This window comes from Brevibacterium sp. BDJS002, from assembly GCF_028201555.1.
Taxonomy (GTDB): domain Bacteria; phylum Actinomycetota; class Actinomycetes; order Actinomycetales; family Brevibacteriaceae; genus Brevibacterium; species Brevibacterium aurantiacum.
Genome location: NZ_CP116392.1, coordinates 2,019,958 through 2,037,750, shown reverse-complemented (window position 1 = coordinate 2,037,750; position 17,793 = coordinate 2,019,958). Strand labels below are relative to the sequence as shown.

General features: G+C 63.2%; 17 protein-coding genes and 1 tRNA gene. 8 read left to right on the top strand and 10 right to left on the bottom strand.

The window, feature by feature from the left end; all coding sequences use genetic code 11:
- The first annotated feature begins 186 nt into the window (after positions 1 to 186).
- Complete coding sequence (locus tag PGC08_RS09515) at positions 187 to 561, top strand: VOC family protein (protein WP_069600082.1); 375 nt, start codon at positions 187 to 189, stop codon at positions 559 to 561.
- An 83-nt stretch (positions 562 to 644) separates the two neighbouring features.
- On the opposite strand, the gene PGC08_RS09510 is transcribed toward PGC08_RS09515, so the two are convergent.
- The 5 genes from PGC08_RS09510 to yczR are packed head-to-tail and all read right to left on the bottom strand — an operon-like array spanning position 645 to position 6,016.
- A complete protein-coding gene (locus PGC08_RS09510; protein WP_226830318.1) occupies positions 645 to 1,226 on the bottom strand; it encodes a methylated-DNA--[protein]-cysteine S-methyltransferase in 582 nt (193 codons plus the stop codon).
- Entirely contained in the window at positions 1,223 to 2,713 is a 1,491-nt protein-coding gene (locus PGC08_RS09505) for an Ada metal-binding domain-containing protein (RefSeq protein WP_009884198.1), read from the bottom strand. The genes PGC08_RS09510 and PGC08_RS09505 overlap by 4 nt, the downstream gene beginning before the upstream one ends.
- A gap of 32 nt (positions 2,714 to 2,745) precedes the next feature.
- Positions 2,746 to 3,714, bottom strand: coding sequence for an arsenic resistance protein (locus tag PGC08_RS09500; RefSeq protein WP_096146471.1), 969 nt, complete (start codon positions 3,712 to 3,714; stop codon positions 2,746 to 2,748).
- Between the two features lie 10 nt (positions 3,715 to 3,724).
- Positions 3,725 to 4,516: a YggS family pyridoxal phosphate-dependent enzyme gene (locus tag PGC08_RS09495; protein WP_009884196.1), complete on the bottom strand. Its 792-nt coding sequence runs from the start codon at positions 4,514 to 4,516 to the stop codon at positions 3,725 to 3,727.
- A gap of 45 nt (positions 4,517 to 4,561) precedes the next feature.
- A complete protein-coding gene (gene yczR, locus PGC08_RS09490; protein WP_271710009.1) occupies positions 4,562 to 6,016 on the bottom strand; it encodes a MocR-like transcription factor YczR in 1,455 nt (484 codons plus the stop codon).
- A gap of 135 nt (positions 6,017 to 6,151) precedes the next feature.
- Here yczR and yczE point away from each other — a divergent pair, with 135 nt between their 5' ends.
- The gene (gene yczE, locus PGC08_RS09485) at positions 6,152 to 6,823 is read left to right on the top strand and encodes a membrane protein YczE (RefSeq protein ID WP_069600079.1); all 672 of its coding nucleotides are present in this window, start codon (positions 6,152 to 6,154) and stop codon (positions 6,821 to 6,823) included.
- 119 nt (positions 6,824 to 6,942) lie between these two features.
- Here yczE and PGC08_RS09480 read toward each other — a convergent pair whose 3' ends face one another.
- The gene (locus PGC08_RS09480; RefSeq protein WP_009884193.1) at positions 6,943 to 8,316 is read right to left on the bottom strand and encodes a pyridoxal phosphate-dependent decarboxylase family protein; all 1,374 of its coding nucleotides are present in this window, start codon (positions 8,314 to 8,316) and stop codon (positions 6,943 to 6,945) included.
- Positions 8,317 to 8,504: 188 nt separating this feature from the next.
- Between PGC08_RS09480 and PGC08_RS09475 the strand changes: the two genes are divergently transcribed.
- The 4 genes from PGC08_RS09475 to PGC08_RS09460 all read left to right on the top strand — a co-directional run bounded on the left by PGC08_RS09475 (position 8,505) and on the right by PGC08_RS09460 (position 12,423).
- On the top strand, positions 8,505 to 9,395 hold the full coding sequence (locus PGC08_RS09475) for a TetR family transcriptional regulator C-terminal domain-containing protein (protein ID WP_009884192.1): 891 nt from the start codon (positions 8,505 to 8,507) through the stop codon (positions 9,393 to 9,395).
- Complete coding sequence (locus tag PGC08_RS09470; RefSeq protein WP_009884191.1) at positions 9,392 to 10,303, top strand: 3-keto-5-aminohexanoate cleavage protein; 912 nt, start codon at positions 9,392 to 9,394, stop codon at positions 10,301 to 10,303. Before PGC08_RS09475 ends, PGC08_RS09470 begins: the two co-directional genes overlap by 4 nt.
- A complete protein-coding gene (locus PGC08_RS09465) occupies positions 10,300 to 11,796 on the top strand; it encodes a 3-hydroxyacyl-CoA dehydrogenase NAD-binding domain-containing protein (RefSeq protein ID WP_069600077.1) in 1,497 nt (498 codons plus the stop codon). The genes PGC08_RS09470 and PGC08_RS09465 overlap by 4 nt, the downstream gene beginning before the upstream one ends.
- 75 nt (positions 11,797 to 11,871) lie before the next feature.
- Positions 11,872 to 12,423: a YdeI/OmpD-associated family protein gene (locus PGC08_RS09460; RefSeq protein ID WP_096166991.1), complete on the top strand. Its 552-nt coding sequence runs from the start codon at positions 11,872 to 11,874 to the stop codon at positions 12,421 to 12,423.
- 19 nt (positions 12,424 to 12,442) lie between these two features.
- Here the strand turns inward: PGC08_RS09460 and PGC08_RS09455 are convergent, their stop codons facing one another.
- The 4 genes from PGC08_RS09455 to PGC08_RS09440 all read right to left on the bottom strand — a co-directional run bounded on the left by PGC08_RS09455 (position 12,443) and on the right by PGC08_RS09440 (position 15,678).
- The gene (locus PGC08_RS09455) at positions 12,443 to 13,651 is read right to left on the bottom strand and encodes an MFS transporter (RefSeq protein ID WP_009884188.1); all 1,209 of its coding nucleotides are present in this window, start codon (positions 13,649 to 13,651) and stop codon (positions 12,443 to 12,445) included.
- A 56-nt stretch (positions 13,652 to 13,707) separates the two neighbouring features.
- Positions 13,708 to 15,072 (bottom strand): GH1 family beta-glucosidase, encoded by a 1,365-nt coding sequence (locus PGC08_RS09450; protein WP_271710008.1) that lies wholly within the window; start codon positions 15,070 to 15,072, stop codon positions 13,708 to 13,710.
- 112 nt (positions 15,073 to 15,184) lie between these two features.
- Positions 15,185 to 15,532: a DoxX family protein gene (locus PGC08_RS09445; RefSeq protein ID WP_271710007.1), complete on the bottom strand. Its 348-nt coding sequence runs from the start codon at positions 15,530 to 15,532 to the stop codon at positions 15,185 to 15,187.
- A 73-nt stretch (positions 15,533 to 15,605) separates the two neighbouring features.
- Positions 15,606 to 15,678, bottom strand: a tRNA-Ala gene (locus tag PGC08_RS09440).
- Between the two features lie 132 nt (positions 15,679 to 15,810).
- Here PGC08_RS09440 and PGC08_RS09435 point away from each other — a divergent pair.
- Positions 15,811 to 17,019 carry an NAD(P)/FAD-dependent oxidoreductase gene (locus tag PGC08_RS09435; protein ID WP_271710006.1) on the top strand — a complete coding sequence of 403 codons (1,209 nt, stop codon included), beginning with the start codon at positions 15,811 to 15,813 and terminating at the stop codon, positions 17,017 to 17,019.
- A gap of 17 nt (positions 17,020 to 17,036) precedes the next feature.
- Positions 17,037 to 17,759, top strand: a complete 723-nt coding sequence (locus PGC08_RS09430; RefSeq protein ID WP_009884184.1) for an alpha-ketoglutarate-dependent dioxygenase AlkB family protein — start codon at positions 17,037 to 17,039, stop codon at positions 17,757 to 17,759.
- Positions 17,760 to 17,793 lie beyond the last annotated feature (34 nt).

Sequence of the window (17,793 nt, the reverse complement as noted above, 5' to 3'; positions counted from 1 at the left end):
ACGACCGTTATCGGTCCAGCCTCCACGCAAGCGCTTTCGGTGATGGCGGCAGTGAAGTGACGTCGATTCGCACGACAGTTCCGTTGGTGTTTCCACCGCAGCGGCCGCTCGTTCGCCATGCTCTGAGAACAGACTCCAACCATGCAGTTACGTATCGTCGCCTCAGGCTCCAAGTAGGGTGAGCCCATGACCAGTCGAATTGGGGACCTCGTAGTCAAGGCCCAGGACCCAGATCGGCTGAGCCGATTTTGGTGCGAAGCACTCGGATACGAAATTTCGGCCAAGGATGAAACGGGGGTCGCTATCTCTGGGGCGTCGAATGCTCCGACGATTCTCTTCGATCGCTCGGACGATACTCCCGTAAATGGAACTCTACATCTCGATCTGTGTCCGACTGACCGCAGTCAAGCGGACGAGCTCGAGAGGCTCTTGTCCCTAGGTGCGAAGCGAACAGACGTAGCTCCGTCAGGGAGCTGGCACGTCCTCGCCGATCCGGAAGGAAATAGGTTCTGTCTCATGGACAAACGCATCCCGAAGGAGCCTGAAGATTTTCACGACTGAGGCTGTCCAATCGAGCAGGGCGAGAGAGTCTCGACGCTCATTTTTCGCCGAACAGTCCGTAGACGCATGTGGAGATCGTGAACTCAGTACTGCCACGAAAAGTTGAAAAAACACCGCCATGTACCGCTGAATCTCACACAGTGGCTGGCTTCAAGATCGAGCAGCGTCCGCTTCTTCTCTTCACCCCAGGCGTAGCCAGTCAGAGCGCCGTTCGCTCCGATCACCCGGTGGCAGGGAACGATGATGCTGATCGGGTTCCGGCCATTGGCCGCTCCCACCGCCCGTGCCGCTGTCGGTCTGTCGATCCACGCCGCGAGTTCTCCGTATCCGGCGGTTGTGCCGTAGGGAATCGTCGTCAGTGCTTGCCAGACCGTGCGTTGGAACTCGGTACCCGTCGGTGCCAAGGGAAGGTCGAAGTCGGTGCGGGTGCCGGAGAAGTACTCCCCCAGCTGTTTATCTGCCGTGGCGAACAGTGTGAGGTCGTCGTCGAGGACCGGCGCGACTCCGACTTTCGCCTCCAGTCGTTCCAGGACTGTGTCGAAGTCATCGAGATAGAGTCCGGTCAGATGTGCACCGTCCGAGGTGAGCAGGATCGGACCCAACGTCGAGTCGATGACCGTATAGCGAACAGTGTCCGTGGTGGGGCGTGTCATCTCTGTCGTCATTGCCTTCTCCGATTCTGATCGTGTATCTGTGTTCGTGATTGTGTTTGCGAATGATGGGCCCACAGCAGATGCGTGACGTAGGACCGCCATGGTCGACATCGGTCAACCCTGTGGAGCCAGGAGGTCGACGTCGGTTCTGAACTGGTGAGCGACTCCAGCGCCTTTTTGACTCCAAGGTCTGAGCCGAGAAGGACATCGGGGTCTCCCAGTGCGCGCATTCGGATGTAGCCGAGGCTCCAGGGTCCGATGCCGGGCAGTGCCAGGAGGCTGTCGTTGACTTCTTCCCGATCGCAGCCAGGACCCAGGTTGATCGAACCGTCTGCCAGCCCTGCGCTCAGCGCGCGGAGAGTCTCGATCCTGCGGCCCGGCAGTGACCAGTGCTCGTCCGGAACCTCCGCGATGGCTGCTGCCGTCGGGAAGACTCGGTCGACAGTGCCGACTCTCAGGTCCTCCGGCAGCGGCTGACCGTAGGCGGTGACCAGGCGGTTGAGGTGTGTCTGTGCGGCGGTGACCGAGATCTGCTGTCCCAGGACCGTGCGGATTGCGAGTTCGACCGGGTCACCGGTTCCCGGGGACCGAATCCCTGGGTACCTGTCGACGAGTTCTGAGAGGCCGGCGGCTGCCATCGTCGCTGCCACCGCGGTCGGGTCCGCATCGAGGTCGAGGATTCGTCGTGCCCGGGCCACTGCGCTGCCGAGATCGCGGGTATCGGCCAGGCGGAGGCGGCATTCGATGAAGTCTCCGGACCCCGGGACCAGAGTGACGACGGCTGCCCCGTGGGCGAGACGCAGCGAGCGGGTGTAGTGATCATCGCTGACGTCTTCCACGCCGGCGATCGCACGCAATCCCAGATATCTGAACAGGTGAACGTGGTCCAGCGGTGGACGGTAGGCGAGACGAACGACGATGTCCTGCCCCCTGCGAGGTTCGCTGCGACCGTCGCGCAGATCTCTGGGACTCGACGAATAGACGGCACGGAAGGTGTCGTTGAATTGACGGATGCTTGAGAATCCGGCGGCGAATGCGATCTCGCTCATGGACAGCGGCGTGGATTCGACCAGGGTGCGGGCAGTCCGGACTCGTTCGGTCCGGGCGATGGCGAGGGGGCCGACCCCCAGTTCGGACTGGAGCACTCGACCCAGCTGGCGTGAACTGTATCCCAGCGCCGAGGCGAGCCCGGAGATTCCTGCCCGATCGACGAGTCCGTCTTGGATGAGTCGCATGGCCCGAGCCGTGATGTCAGCTCGGGTGTCCCACTCGGGAGAATTCGGGCTGGCGTCCGGGCGGCACCGTTTGCAGGCCCGGAATCCGGCATCCGAGGCCGCAGCTGCCGTCTGATAGAAATCGACGTTCTTACGCAGCGGCGTTCTCGCCGGGCACGACGGGCGGCAGAAGATGCCGGTTGAGCGCACGGCAGTGAAGAACATTCCGTCGAAGCGCCTGTCGCGCCCGGCTACTGCCTGATAGCACTGATCTGTGGTGAGCATATGACCATTCTGCTCCCCAGATCGGGACAATACTAGCGGTTTTCGGACACCACGGTTCCGGGGAGGATGCGTGGGACCACACGGACGAGGATGAGCATGAAGACAAGCTCGACGAACGTCTGTGCGACCACGGCTGCCGGGCCCAGTCCGTCAGAGGTGATGGCTCGCACGATCGGGAGCATGACAAGCGAATTGCGCGTCACCGCGGTGAAGACCAGGGCGCGTCCGGTTCCCACCGGCAGCGACATCGTGCGAGCCATGAACCATCCGAGACCGGTCATGACGAGGGCGAACACGACGAATGCCGCGATGGCACCGCTCAGGTCGAACAGGTGCGGTGTGATCAGCGGGACCTGTGCCGCAGCGATCACAGCCAGGGTGACCATCATCAGAATGACCATGGACTGTGAGGCTGCGTGGATGCTCCGTTCCACGAGCGTCGATCGGCGGGCGAGTCCACGCGCCACGACGGAGGCTGCCAACGGGATGATGATGAAGACGAGCAGCGCGGTGATGACTGGTCCGGGAGTGATCGCACCTACGCCGGTGCCGCCGAGGATCATCCACAGGTAGACGGGCAGCAGGATGATCTGAACGATCATGAGCACCGGGGTCAGTGCGAGCAGACGGACGTGGTCTCCCCCGGCCAGTCGGGTGAAGACGAGGACGTAGTCGATGCAGGGGGTGAGCAGGACGATGAGGACGGGTATTACGAGCTCGTCACTCAGAGGTATCACGGCGTGGAGTCCGGCGACGACGGGCGGGACGATGAGGAAGTTCGCCAGGGCAACAGCTCCGAGGAATCGCACGTCGGTGAAGGAGTCTCGAACCGCATCGAAGGGGATGTCGAGGAAGGTCACGAACAGGAGTGCGATGAGGCAGGGGGTGATCGCAGCGGCGGCCAGCGGTGATGCCCCCGGCAGGCCAAGACCGATGAGAGCTCCTGCCCCGATGGCGATGAGGTACCAGAGAACCTGGTGTCTGGTCAGTGACGCGAGCACAGCGCAGGAGTCAACTGTTCTCTGGCCAGTAGTAGCTGTCGGGCAGTGCCCTCTTGCCGAAGATGGCCTGACCCACCCGGACGCAGTTCGCTCCTTCTTCGATAGCCACCTCGTAGTCTCCGGACATGCCCATTGACAGGCTTCCCCGACCGATCAGCTCGGGGTTGGTGTCCTGGGCTTGATCCCGCAGGGTCCGCAGACGCTGGAAGCAGGTACGCACACGAGCGATGTCTGAGGAGAAGATCGCGAGAGTCATCAGCCCCTGGACCTTCAGGGCCGAGAACTGCGGCAGTTCGCGCAGGAAACCGGGCAGCTCCTCCGGCGGCATTCCGAACTTCGACTCCTCGGCGGACGTGTTGACCTGGACGTAGACATCGAGGCTGCGTCCCGCGGCTTGGAGCCGTCGGTCAAGAGCAGCAGCCACTTTGAGGCGGTCGAGGGCTTGGAACTCGGATGCGAACTTCGCCACGTCACGGGCCTTGTTCGACTGCAGATGGCCGATGACGGCCCAATCGATGTCAAGGTCAGCCATCTCGCCTGACTTTCGAAAGGCCTCCTGCACCTTATTCTCTCCGAGCTTGTGACAGCCGGCTGCAACGGCTTGCCGGATCCTCTCCTGCGGGACCGTCTTGCTGACCGGCAGCAGCTCGACCTCAGCTGCGTCCCGGCCCACTCGAACGGCGGCGGACTCGATGCGCCGGTTCACCTCGGCGAGGTTGATCCTGAAGTCTTCGACGGTCGTGGCCGTCGAATACCGTTCGTCGTGATTGAGCGCCTCGGCGTCGCCTGTGTCCTGGTCCATGACCTCATGGTACCCAGCGCCCGTCCCCCAGTCCCTTCAGACGGTTCAGGCGACGGTCCGGGTCCGCCCCGCCGGGACACGGTCGGTGAACGTCAGAGCATCGTCCCAGGCAGCAGCCAGACGAGAGCCGACCTGGTCCAGATCCGTCTCGGATACGGTGTACGGCAGTCGGATCCATCGGTCCAGTCCCCCGGCCGGGGCGAAATTCGGTCCGGAGACCAGTCCGAGCCCGTGGTTGCGTGCCGCGATGGCCAGGGCACCCGAGCGCTCCTCTGGCAGTCGACACCACAGAGCCATTCCTCCTCCGGGCACGATGACCTCCCACGATGGAAGATGAGAGCGAACCTGGGCCGCGAGACTATCCCTGGCCGCGCGCAGCTTGGCCCGGTATTCATCGACGATCGCATCATGGTCGCGCATGAGTTCGACGGCGACGAGCTGTTCGAGGACCGGAGCCCCGAGATCGAGGCTCAACCGTGTAGATGCCATGGAGTCGATGCGGTGGGTGGGAATTCGCAGCCACCCGACGCGCAGTCCTCCCCAGAAGATCTTGCTGGTGCTGCCGGCCGTGATCGAGTCGGGCACGAAGGCTGCCATCGGCGTCGGTGTCGGATCACCGTCAAGGCCCAACTCGACCAGGGATTCATCGAAGATGGGCACGATTGCGTTGCGTCTGAGCATCGCACCGAGCCTGGGGCGCTGCTCTTCGGGCAGAAGCGCACCGGTGGGATTGTGGAAGTCGGGAATGAGATAGGCCGAGCGCACCCGGGTCTGGCGCGCAATGTGATCCATGGCGTCGATGTCCCAGTGGTGTCCGTCGGGGCCCTGCTCGAGCGGATAGGGGATCAGGGAGGCTCCGGCCCCTTCGAGAGTCGCAATTGCATTCGGGTAGGTGGGACTCTCGATGAGCACCCGGCCCCGCCCCTCGCTGAGAGCCCGTACGGCAATGGCCACGGCACCGAAGGCGCCGGAGGTGATGAGGATCTGATCGGGATCGGTGCGGACTCCGCGAGCGGTGAATCGTTCGGCGATGATCTCCCTGAGCACGGGCAGCCCCGAGGGGTAGTACCCGGTTCCGGGCAGATAGGCGTGGACGTTGGCGACTGCACGTTCGTAGGCTTCCAGCAGCCAGGGCGGTGCCACCGATGCGGTGCACGTGAGGTCGATCTCCGCCTCGTTCGATCCTGTCGGGGTCAGAAGATGATCGATTCGTCCGCCCGGCACTTCCGGCAGCCGGACCACGCTGCCCGAGCCCCGACGGGTGTGCACGAAGCCCTGTTCACGCAGCTTCGCAAAGGCACGGGTCGCGGTCGTCCGAGACAGACCCGTCGCGGCGGCGACCTCTCGCTCACTGGGCAGTCGGGCTCCGACCGGGATGCGACCATCGCCGATGGCACGCGAGATCCGAGTCGTCAGCGCATCATAGGCTGGCCCGGCCGGCCAGGGTCCGGTGCCGATGATGCCGGCCAATCGGGTCCCGCTCATCACTGGTGTACTCATACCAACCTCGCTGTGTCGATGACTCGTCCACCGAAGCGGTGGAGATACGACCACTTTGTTTCAATTGGACCTTTAATACAAGACCAGTTCAAGACATGATGGGATTATCAGCCAGAACGAGCCGGAAGACCAACGATGTCATCAGCACCCGTACCGAAACGCGAACTTGCGAATATCGGTCCCATCCAACAGCTCAAGAGCGGTCGACTCCCCCGTCGTCTGCCGCAGCTGATCTTTGGTCTCTACCTCTACGGTGCCTCGATGGCGATGATCGTGACCTCGGGCCTGGGCATGATGCCCTGGGACGTACTCCACTCCGGAATCATCAAGCACCTGCCTCTGACCTTCGGCACCATCGTGACGATCACCTCGTTCCTCGTCCTCCTGATCTGGATCCCGCTCAGACAGCAGCCTGGGCTCGGGACGGTGCTCAACGCGCTCCTCATCGGCCCCTCGCTCGACCTCACGCGGCTGTTCCTGCCCCAGCCCGATGAACTGTGGTGGAACATCGCCCTCCTCATCGGCGGCATCATCCTCAATGGCGTCGCCTCGGCGATGTACATCGGTTCGCAGTTCGGGCCGGGCCCACGCGATGGCCTGATGACCGGCCTGTCCCGGGTCACCGGAAGGTCGATCCGTCTGGTGCGCACACTCATCGAGGTCAGCGTGGTTATCGTCGGCTGGCTGCTCGGCGGCATCTTCGGGCTCGGCACCGCGCTCTATGCGGTGTCCATCGGACCGATCACGCAGTTCCTCCTGCCCACATTCACCGTCGAGCTCAGGCCCCGGCAGCAGACCAAGGACTGAACTCCGGCACAGGCGGTACTACGGCAAGACGGCGTCGGCCGGGTCCACGCTTTGGGCCACACCACGACTCGGAACGGTGTCACCGCATAGGGAACAGCCTCACTGCATACGAACCGGCGTCACTCCACCGTGTCGAGAATGTCGACGAGATCCTCGAAAGTCGTCAGCGGGTTGACGATGGCAAACCTGGCGTTGGGCCGACCCTGGTGCGAGCTGGGCACGACGAAGGCCCGCTGATCCTCGAGCAGTCGGTCTGACCATCGCTGATAGTCCTCACGAGTCCAGTCATCGCGTTCGAAGACGACGACCGAGAGCTCGGGTTCACGAACGAGTCTGAGATTCGGCCGCTTCTTGATCTCTGTGCCGATCTGCATTGCCAGTTCGATCGAGTGGCTGATGGCTTCACGATAGGTCTCGGCACCATAGCTGGCCAGCGAGTACCACAAGGGCAGTCCACGCGGACGGCGGGTGAGCTGGATGGCGTAGTCGGAGGGACTCCACTCCTGGGACTCGGTGAGTGTGTCGAGGTATTCGGCCCTTTGGGTGTGCGCTCGCCGTCCCAGGTCAGGGTCGCGGTAGATGAGTGCGCAGGCGTCGAAGGGCGCGAACAGCCACTTGTGAGGATCGACGATGACGGAATCGGCGGACTCGACTCCGGCGAACTTGTGGCGTGCCAATGGCGAGAGCATCGCTGCCAGCCCATAGGCTCCATCGATGTGGAGCCAGAAGTCGTAGTCATCCTTGAGCGCCGCGATCCCGGCGATGTCATCGATGGTGCCGAAGTTCGTCGTACCCGAGGTCGCAACCACGGCGATGACGGCGTTGCCGTGCTCTTCGAGCGCGGCTCGCACGCCCTCGGGGCGCAGAATGCCGTCGTCACCTGTCGCTACAGGCGCCACATCGACGTCCATCACAGCGGCCGCTGAAGCGACCGAGGAGTGCGCTTCGGCACTGCACACGATGACCCAGCGACCCGGCTTCTCATCGCCGAGCTGGGCCTTGCGAGCGTCACGAGCCGCGACGAGGGCAGACAGGTTGCCGATCGTGCCGCCTTGGACGAAGACGCCGCCGGCGCTTTCCGGCAGTCCGAACTCGCCAGCCAGCCATGACAGCACTTCGTTTTCGGCATGGACGACGCCCGCACCTTCGAGCCACGACCCGCCGTAGAGCGCACTCGCGGAGACCACCAGGTCAAACGCCACGGCGGCCTTCGTCGGCGCGCTCGGGATGAAGGACAGGTACTTCGGGTGGTCTGTGGTGATGCAGGCCGGAGCGAAGATGTGCTCGAAGATCGCCAGTGCGCGAGACGAACCGACACCGTCTTCGGTGATGGTCGGCCCGGCCAGTCGTTTGAGTTCAGTCTCTGTCGTCGGATGGTCGAGCGGAGTGTCGACTGCCAAGGTCCGTCGTCGCGAATAGTCGAGGACGAGGTTGACAAGGTTTCGGGTCTCATCGGATACGACGTGCATTCGAGAGTGGAGATTGTCGGTCATGGAGTCCTCCTGGTGAAGGTGGCAGCAGCTGGTTCGTTCATCCCTTCGACAATATCCGCTCACTTGCCGCTCGTCGCGCTCCTTTAGGTCCGAATCTGGCGGTTCATGCTCAACGTCAACAATCGCAAGTTCTGATTACACATCAGCATTGCTTGCGATTTGCGCATGCAGACGATAGATTGGCGGCCATGACGGATCGCAAAGACGCCGACACCAGCGAAGGCGGGATCACTGCGCAGCGTGCCAAAGAGGCGCTGCGCGCCAGCGAACTGTCTCAGCGACATGTGGCCGCAAGCATCGGAATCGATGAGACCAAACTGTCGAAGTCCCTGTCTGGTCGGCGCAGATTCGGCACCGCAGAGCTCCTCGGTCTTGCCACCGCGACAGGAGTGACTGTCAGGTGGCTGCTCGGTGACGAATCACAGGTGTCCGCGACTCCCCTGCGATTCCAAACCGGTTCTGACCAGGCACCGACACCGCCCCCGGGCTCCTCACCGCGCAGGCTCATCGTCGAGACCGCATGGGACCTCTTCGCCCGCCACGGCTACGACACCGTACGGATCGTCGACATCGCCGAAGCCGCGGGAGTCTCGAACGCGAGCATCCACTACTACTTCAACGGCAAGTCCGATCTCTTCGACGCAGCACTCGACTACTCGGTCAAACTCGCCTTCGATCGACAGGTCGCCTGGCTCGGAGAGATTCCCAGCCCACATCGCCGGCTCGAACGCCTGCTCGAACTGCAGTCTCCCATCGGCCGCACCGCACGCAGCGAGTGGTCCATCTGGCTCCAGACTTGGGCCAGGCTCGGCCTTGAAGACCCCTACAGCTCTGACTATCCGGCGCATTACGAACGCTGGTCCCAGACCGTGCGCTCCACCATCGAAGCAGGTCAGTCAGAGGGTCTCTTCCGCCACGGTGACAGTACCGCCATGACCGATGAGCTGACATCGCTGATCGACGGACTCGGAGTCAAAGTACTCACCGGAATCATGGACCCCGCGACATTCCGGCGCCGTCTGTCCAGCTACCTCAAACGCGCAATCGTCAAACCCAACCCTGATGAGGAGTCATCATGAATCGCAAGGTCATTCTCACCTGCGCCGTCACCGGCGCCGGCGATACAGCGAACAAGAGCGAACACGTTCCAGTCACTCCGCAGGAGATCGCCGACGACGCGATCGCCGCAGCTCGGGCCGGAGCCTCTGTGGTGCACGTCCACGTCCGCGACCTCGACACCAAGCAGGGTTCCCGCGAGGTCGCCCACTACCGAGAGGTCGTCCGCCTCATCCGCGCCTCCGATGTCGACCCGGTCATCAACCTCACCGCAGGCATGGGCGGAGACCTCGTCGTCGACCCTCAGGATCCGACAACACAGATGCCGGGCACCGATCTCGTCAATGCCTTGGAGCGGCTCCCCCATGTCGAGGAGCTTCTGCCTGAGATCTGCACTCTCGACTGCGGTTCGCTGAATTTCGGCGACGGCTCCAACATCTACGTGTCCACGCCCGACATGCTGCGTGAAGGCTCGAAGAAGATCCAGACTCTGGGGGTCCGACCCGAGCTCGAGATCTTCGACACCGGCAACCTGTGGTTCGCCAATGTGCTCGTCGAAGAGGGTCTCATCGACCCGCCGCCGCTGTATCAGCTGTGCATGGGAGTGCCTTACGGCGCACCGGTCGATGCCGGACTGCTGACGGCGATGGTGAACATGCTCCCGACAGGTGCCCAATTCACGTCCTTCGCCATCGGTCGCAATCAGCTGCCGTGGGTGGCCCAATCCGTGCTCGCCGGAGGCCACGCTCGGGTCGGACTCGAGGACAATCTGTACCTGGCCAAAGGGGTCAAGGCCACCAATGCGTCACTGACCGAACGTGCCGTCGACATCATCGAGGGCCTGGGCGCCGACGTCGCCACACCTGACGAGGCTCGCCAGATCCTTGATCTGCGCGTGCAGACGCCGATGGTGACAGGACTCGACCTGTGAGCGCGGCGATCACTGCTCCGTCCTATCCTGACATCGAGTCGATCACCACGGTCACCTGCATCGGAGCCGGCACCATCGGCGGGGGCTGGGCAGCGTATTTCCTCGCTCAGGGCTTCACCGTCAAGGTCTGGGACCCGGCACCTGATGCGGCCGAGAAGCTGACTCGCCTGATCGACGCGGCATGGCCTGCCCTGGCCGAACTCGACATGGTCGCAGGTGCTGACAAGGACGCCTGGACGGTGCACACCGACCTCGCCGAGGCGGTCGCCGGAACCGGATTCGTCCAGGAGTCCGCCCCGGAGAACCTCGAACTCAAACGCAGCCTCCTTTCCAGCATCGATGCGGTGTGTGACGAACATGTGGTCATCGGCTCCTCCACCTCGGGCTACAGCATGACCGAGATGGCACTCGATGCCGAGCATCCCGAGCGCCTGGTTGTCGGGCATCCGTTCAATCCGCCGTACCTCATTCCGCTCGTCGAGGTCGTCGGTGGAGAGTCCACTGCCGTCGAGGCTGTCGACTGGGCGGCCGAGTTCTACACTCGCGTCGGGAAGTCCGTCATCAGAATGGACCACGAGGTCCCCGGCTTCATCGCCAACCGTCTTCAAGAGGCGCAATGGCGAGAGGCCCTGCACATGATCGACCAGGGTGAGGCGACGGTCGAGCAGATCGACCGTTCAATCACCGATGGTCCCGGTCTCCGCTGGCCCTTCCAGGGACCGATGCTGACCTTCCACCTGGCCGGCGGTGAGGGCGGGATGGCGCACATGCTCGACCACTTCGGTCCGTCGCTGAAGTCCCCTTGGACACGGCTCGAGGCCCCGGAGCTCACCCAGAAGCTGCGTGACGATGTCGTGGCCGGTTGTGATGTGGCTGCAGGAGACAGCACCATTCCCGACCTCATCGCCACCCGGGATGCGGGCATCATCGCGTTGCGCAGGCTCACCGCCGACCTAGAGTCCACGCGGGAGACCAAGGCCCGAACCACCTCGGCGACCAATGTCCCGGCAGGATCAGTGCACCCGGATACGGCTTCTCCTGGGAACAGCGAGCCGAGCGAGCTTGATGACTATCAGACCCAGGTCGTCGCTGAGTGGATCGACTACAACGGCCACATGTCCGAGGCCTTCTACGTCCTGGTCTTCGGCTTCGCCACCAACCAGGTCATGGACCAGATCGGCCTCGACCAGGCATACCGGGAGGCGCACTCCACCTCGCTCTACACCGTCGAATCCCACATCCGCTACCTCGACGAGGTCAGCCTCGGCCAGAAGCTGCAGGTCACGCCCACTCTCGTCGCGGCGGGGGCGAAGAAGCTGCACCTGGCCTACGAAATGCGAGTCGAGGGGAAACTCGTGGCCACTGAGGAGATCGTCGCCCTGCATGTGGACCAAGAATCGGGCACGACCGTCCCTTTCCCCACAGAGGTGAGTGAACGCATCGGGCAGATCCGATGTGCCTCGCCCGACTGGGTGGGCTCACAGCTGGGATGATCCGAACACAGGTGGCGCCACAACCGGTCAGGGATCAAGAAGTCACCTGCCGGGTGGGGCGCTATTCTGGTGACCATGAGCACGAAGACGACCACACCCACGGCCATCGAGTTCTCCGCAACGCTGGAGGTCATCAACGAGAGGACCATCCTGCGCCTGCCCGCCGAGGCCAGCGCGGAGCTGCCCTCCCGCGGGCAGGTTGCCGCTCAGGGGACGGCGGGCGGTGTGGACTTCACTACGGTGGTCGAGCCCGACGGCATGCGCGGACATTGGATCAATGTCACCAACGAGCTGTCTGCAGCGCTCAATGCCAAGGTGGACGATGAAGTGGATGTGTCGCTGACTCCTACAAAGGAATGGCCGGAGACCTCGATCCCCGATGACTTCGGGGCAGCCCTCGAAGACGCACCCGAACTCACCGAGGTCTGGGCGAGCCTGACGCCGATGGCGCGGTGGGAATGGGTGAGATGGATCCAGGCGACGAAGAACGCTGAGACTCGTGCCCGCCGCGTCGAGGTTGCGATCTCGAAGTTGGAGTCAGGGAAACGCCGTCCCTGCTGCTTCGATCTGGCGTCCTGCACCGATCCCGAGCTGGCGAAGAGCGGGAAGCTCCTCGGCATCTCCTGACGTCGCCCGGCGAGCAGCCTCAGCGCACCGGAAGGGTCTTCGGGCGTACCGTCAGCGTCATCACCGCACCGAGGATCGAGACACACGCGGCTGCGGCGAAGAGCAGCCAGAAACCTCCGACGAGGGCCACGAGTCCCGCTCCCAGCAGTGGCCCGACAAGCTGTCCGAGAGCGGCGGAATTGTTGACCATGCTCAGATCGCGTGCGTGGTCATCGGGATCGAGCAGCAGGTCGGTGGCGAAGGCCAGACTGACCGCCATGTACGCGCCGTAACCGGTGCCCATGACAGCAGCTGCGATAGCGGTGGTGAGGAATTCCGGGCTGATGAGGATGATGACACCAGAACAGGCCTGCACCAGCGCCGAGGCGATCGTCCAGAAGCGACGATTCCCGGAACGATCCGAGATGGTTCCCAGCACGATCGAGGAGATCACGACGAAGATCGTGTAGATGACGATCAGGACGAGCAGTTTGTCCTCGGCACTGTCTGCGGGGACTCCGATTCCGTAGATGAGGAAGAAGAGCAGCAGCGAGGTGCCGAAGGCGTTGCCCACGTTGACGACGAACCTCGAGACGAGCAGCCACTTGAAGTTGTGGTCGAGCAGCGAAGAGATCCGAGCCCGGGTGATCGGCTCCCGTCCCTCATGCAGGGCGAGGATCCTCGGGTGGTCCGGAGCGGGATCGGGCAGGAGGAACGCGGTGCCCACCCCGACGACGGTGATGATCGCAGCCAGGAGCGCATAGGAGGCACCGAGTCCAAGGCCCAGGAGCACGACTGCACCGACGCCGACGACGATGCCGACAGCCTGGGCCGAGCTCGCCGATGCCGATGCCGTTCCCCGCTGTGAGTCCAGTTGGTCGGCGATGAGGGCCGTCAGCGCGGCAGAGGCGATGGCCACCGAGACTGAGACGACGACCCAGGCGGCTCCGACGAACAGCGGTCCCTGCGCCCACCCGGTGAGTAGGAGGCCGATGGCGGCCCCCAGCGATCCGCCGATGGCCCAGGGGCGGCGGCGTCCGAGACGCGAGCGTGTGCGGTCGGAGAGACTCCCTGCGATCGGGGCCGCGACGATGCCGGCGAGTCCGCCTGCGGAGAGCACGACTCCGGACCAGACGACTCCGTGGAGCCAGTGCCCGCTCTGCGTATCCAGCTGCAAAGGCAGGAGCAGCTGGATAGGAGTCAGCTGAACCGTCCAGATGGCCAGCCAGGCCAGAGTGAACCACACCATCCACAGGGGCCCGACCCTTTTTCCCGTTCGGTGGCCCGTTCCTGGTAGGTTCGCGCTCATGCCCGAACCGAAGCGATGAGGTCCCGGTACCACTGATATGAGGACTTCGGGGTTCGGTGCCCGGTGTTCATGTCCACATGAACGAGCCCGAAGCGCTGGGTGTATCCGTCCGCCCATTCGAAGTTGTCCAGCAGCGACCACACGGTGTAGCCGACGATGGCAACACCGGCCACGATCGCCTCGGCGACAGCCTCGAGATGTTCGTGTAGGTAGGCGATGCGCTCATCGTCTCTGATCGGTTCGGTGCCCACCTCGGGTTCGGGAAAGGACGCACCGTTTTCAGAGATCACGATGGGTGGCAGCTTGGACCCATAGCGTGTGCGCATATCGACGAGGAAGTCTCTGAGCGTATCCGGTCGGATCGGCCACAGCGGCCCGAATCCGGTGGTCGCAGCACCCGGGGTCGGAACCATCTCGAAGGGCAGTGGCCCTTCGCCGACTCCGCGCACCGTGGTCGGGTTGTAGTAGTTGAACCCGTACACATCGCAGGGTGTGGAGATGAGTTCCATGTCCCCGTCGCGGATCGGCATCTGGGCGCCGAGTGCTTCAAGATCCGGGTACTCCCCCAGCAGCAGCGGATCGGCGAAGAGACGGTTGTAGATGAGATCGAGGGTCGCCGCCGCTTCGTGGTCCGCCTCGGTATCCGTCTCGGGAAGGATGAGACTGTGGTTGATTGCCGGGGCCACCTGCTCGGCGCCGTGCTCACGCAGTATCGTCGTGGCAGTCCCGTGAGCCAGGAGTTGGTGATGGACCGTGGGCAGCGCGTCGAAGAGCATCGTGTGCCCCGGTGCGAGTTCTCCAAGTGCATAGCCCTGAAGCGAGGTCGAGGCCGGTTCGTTGATCGTGTACCAATGGCGGACACGATCGCCGAGGCGGTCCGCCACGGCATCGACATAGTCGCCGAAGCGATGAACAGTGTCCCTGTTCAACCAGCCGCCCGCTGCTTCAAGTGCAGTGGGCAGGTCCCAATGATAGAGAGTGGGTTCCGGTGTGACTCCGACACCCAGAAGCTCGTCGACGACGCGATCGTAATAGTCCAGGCCGGCTGTGTTGGGCTTCGTCCCAGCCATACCATCGGCGATGATACGGACCCAGGAGATGGAGAATCGGTAGCGGTCCACGCCGAGACCGGCCAGCAACGCTGCATCCTCAGCGCTGCGGTGATAGCTGTCGGGTCCCGGGTCTGCGGTGCTGGAGTCGATGACATTGCCTGGCTCATCAACGAACTCATCCCAGATCGACCGCCCTCGGCCGTCCAGTGTTCGTGCGCCCTCGATCTGGAACGCGGAGGTGGCTGTTGAGAAGCGCAGACCGCTCAATGTCTGCAGTGCCCGTGGGGCAAACTCCGGTGTCACTGCCATTCTCAGAATATGTCATGGAAGAGGCCCTGCCGCAAGACGGTGGCCAGGGTGAACACGGGAATCACGCGAATCTCAATCCCAAGTTCAGTTCTCCGTGTCAGAGGTGCGGATCTCAGCGCGAGACTTTGGTCCGATCCTTCGCGATGTTCCATGACACCCACACGAGCGGAACCTGCAGCGGCAGACGGGCGAGGGCGATCGCACGTCCACGAGGATTGTGCCAGTGCTTCTTCACCGTATAGATATTGGCAGGGTAGACCGCGACCATGAGTACAGCGGCTGCCATTCCGCCCAGTCGGCGTGTGGGTGGCAGCGCCAGGAGAGTCGCGCATCCGAGTTCGGCGACACCACTGGCGTAGGTGATGAAGCGTGGATCGCCCAAACGGGGCGGAACAATCGAATCGAAAGTCTCGGGTCTGAAGAAGTGTGTGAGACCGGCAAGCCCGAGAATTCCGGTCATGGTCGCTGATTGTCGCCGCACTGCCTGTGGCTTCATCTCGCGATCACCTCTACGCATATGCGAAACCATTCTGTGGAGCTTAGGGGAATCGAACCCCTGACCTTTTCATTGCGAACGAAACGCTCTACCAACTGAGCTAAAGCCCCTTCGTTCTTCACTTTACGCCGAAGGTCCCGTCGTGCACAAAACGGCGTCCTACCAGCGCAGGTCCGGCATCGGTTGACTCGCTGAGGCAGGCGGTACAAGGTGGAAGAAACCCCCTCGAGGAAGGACAGACAATGGCTCAGGAATTCGGAACCGTCATCATCGGTGCAGGAATCGGCGGCGGAACCGCAGTCGAGGCTCTTCGCGACGGTGGCTACACCGGGTCGATCGCTCTCATCGGCGCCGATCCGGCAGCCCCCTACTACCGTCCGGATCTGTCGAAGAATGTCATGCTCGAAGGCTCGGATCCTGCGGAGTCCGCGCTGCGTGGTGAGGACTGGTACCCCGCCCACGATGTTACGACGTTCTTCGGCACCACGGTCACAGGCCTGGATCCCCAGCAGCAGCGCCTCACCCTCGACAACGGCGAGAACCTGGTCTACGGACAGGTGATCCTGGCGACCGGTGCCACCCCGCGCACCCTGGATGTTCCGGGTGCCGATCTGGGCAATATCCATACCCTGCGCGATGCCGGTGATGCCGTGGCCATCCGCTCGCAGCTCAGTCGGGGCAGCAAGGTCGTCATCATCGGAGGCGGCTGGGTCGGCCTCGAAGTCGCTGCGGCTGCCCAGAATGCCGGCAGCGATGTCACCGTCGTCCTGCGTTCGACTCCCCCACTCAAGTCGGCCCTCGGGAAGGAGATCGGCGAGTACTTCGAAGAGCTGCACAAGGCCAACGGCATCAAGTTCGTCACCGAGGCCGAGACCAACGGGTTCTCGGGAACGAAGGCCGTCGAATCCGTCAAGACCAGTGCCGGTGACCTTCCTGCCGACCTGGTCGTCGTGGGAATCGGTGCAGATCCCACCATTGACCTTGCCGTATCTGCTGGTCTGGAGACCGATAACGGCGTCCTCGTCGATGAGCATATGCGCTCCAGCGATGCCAATATCCTGGCCATCGGTGACATCGCGGCGGCGCAGAACACGCTGCTCAACCAGCGTCTGCGCGTTGAGCACTGGGACAACGCGGTTCGTCAGGCCGAAGTCGCAGCAGCGACCATCACCGGTGGAGACAAGGAATACGACTGGGAACCCTACTTCTACACCGACCAGTACGATCTCGGCATGGAGTACATCGGCCACGGCTCAAGTGACGATGACGTCGTCATCCGCGGCGACAAATCAAGCGGGGAGTTCATTGTCTTCTGGACTCGCGGCGGAGACGTCACCGCCGCAATGAACGTCAACATCTGGGATGTCGGTGACGAACTCCGGGCACTCATCGGCAAGAAGGTGTCCGCCGCACAGCTGCAGGATCAGTCGATCGAGCTCACAGACCTCTGAGTTCGAATCGTCCTGCCATGGAGTCACTCTTCGCCGACGAGGCCTTCGACCGCCGCCCCCGTGTCATCGCACCGGGGGCGGTGTGGGTACCGGGGTTCCTCGATGCCGCTGCTCAGACCTGGATCATCCGGCAGTACGCGAAGTGGCAGTCGGGACCGGTGCCGGCACATGCGACGTCGATCGCCGGGCATCCGATGAGTGTGAGAACCATCGGCCTCGGCTGGCACTGGCAGCCCGGCCGCTATGATCGGCACGCGCGTGACGTCAACGGCCAGCGCGTCCTGTCGTTCCCGGATTGGATGACTCGCCTGGGCCGCCGAGTCGTCTCCCACGCCGCCGAGGTGGTCGCCGATGATCCCGACTCCCCCGCTGATGCACCCAACCTGTGGGGATTTCTGCCCGAGGAATACAGTCCCGATGTGGCGCTCGTCAACTATTACGACGGTCAGGCGAAGATGGGAATGCACCAGGACAAGGACGAGCTCGATCCCGCTCCTGTCGTGTCACTGTCCCTCGGTGACACCTGCATCTTCCGGTTCGGCAACACCGACAACCGCAACAAGCCCTATGAGGACATTCGTCTGGCCTCCGGCGATGCCTTCGTCTTCGGAGGGCCCGCCCGCTTCGCCTTTCACGGGGTGACGAAGATCCTCGACGCTACCGCACCCGAGCACGGACGGCTGGATCACCTCGGCGGGGGCAGGATCAACATCACGATGCGCACCACCGGCAGGAACTAGCCTGTCGGGGTCCCGAACTCAACTGCCAGGACCC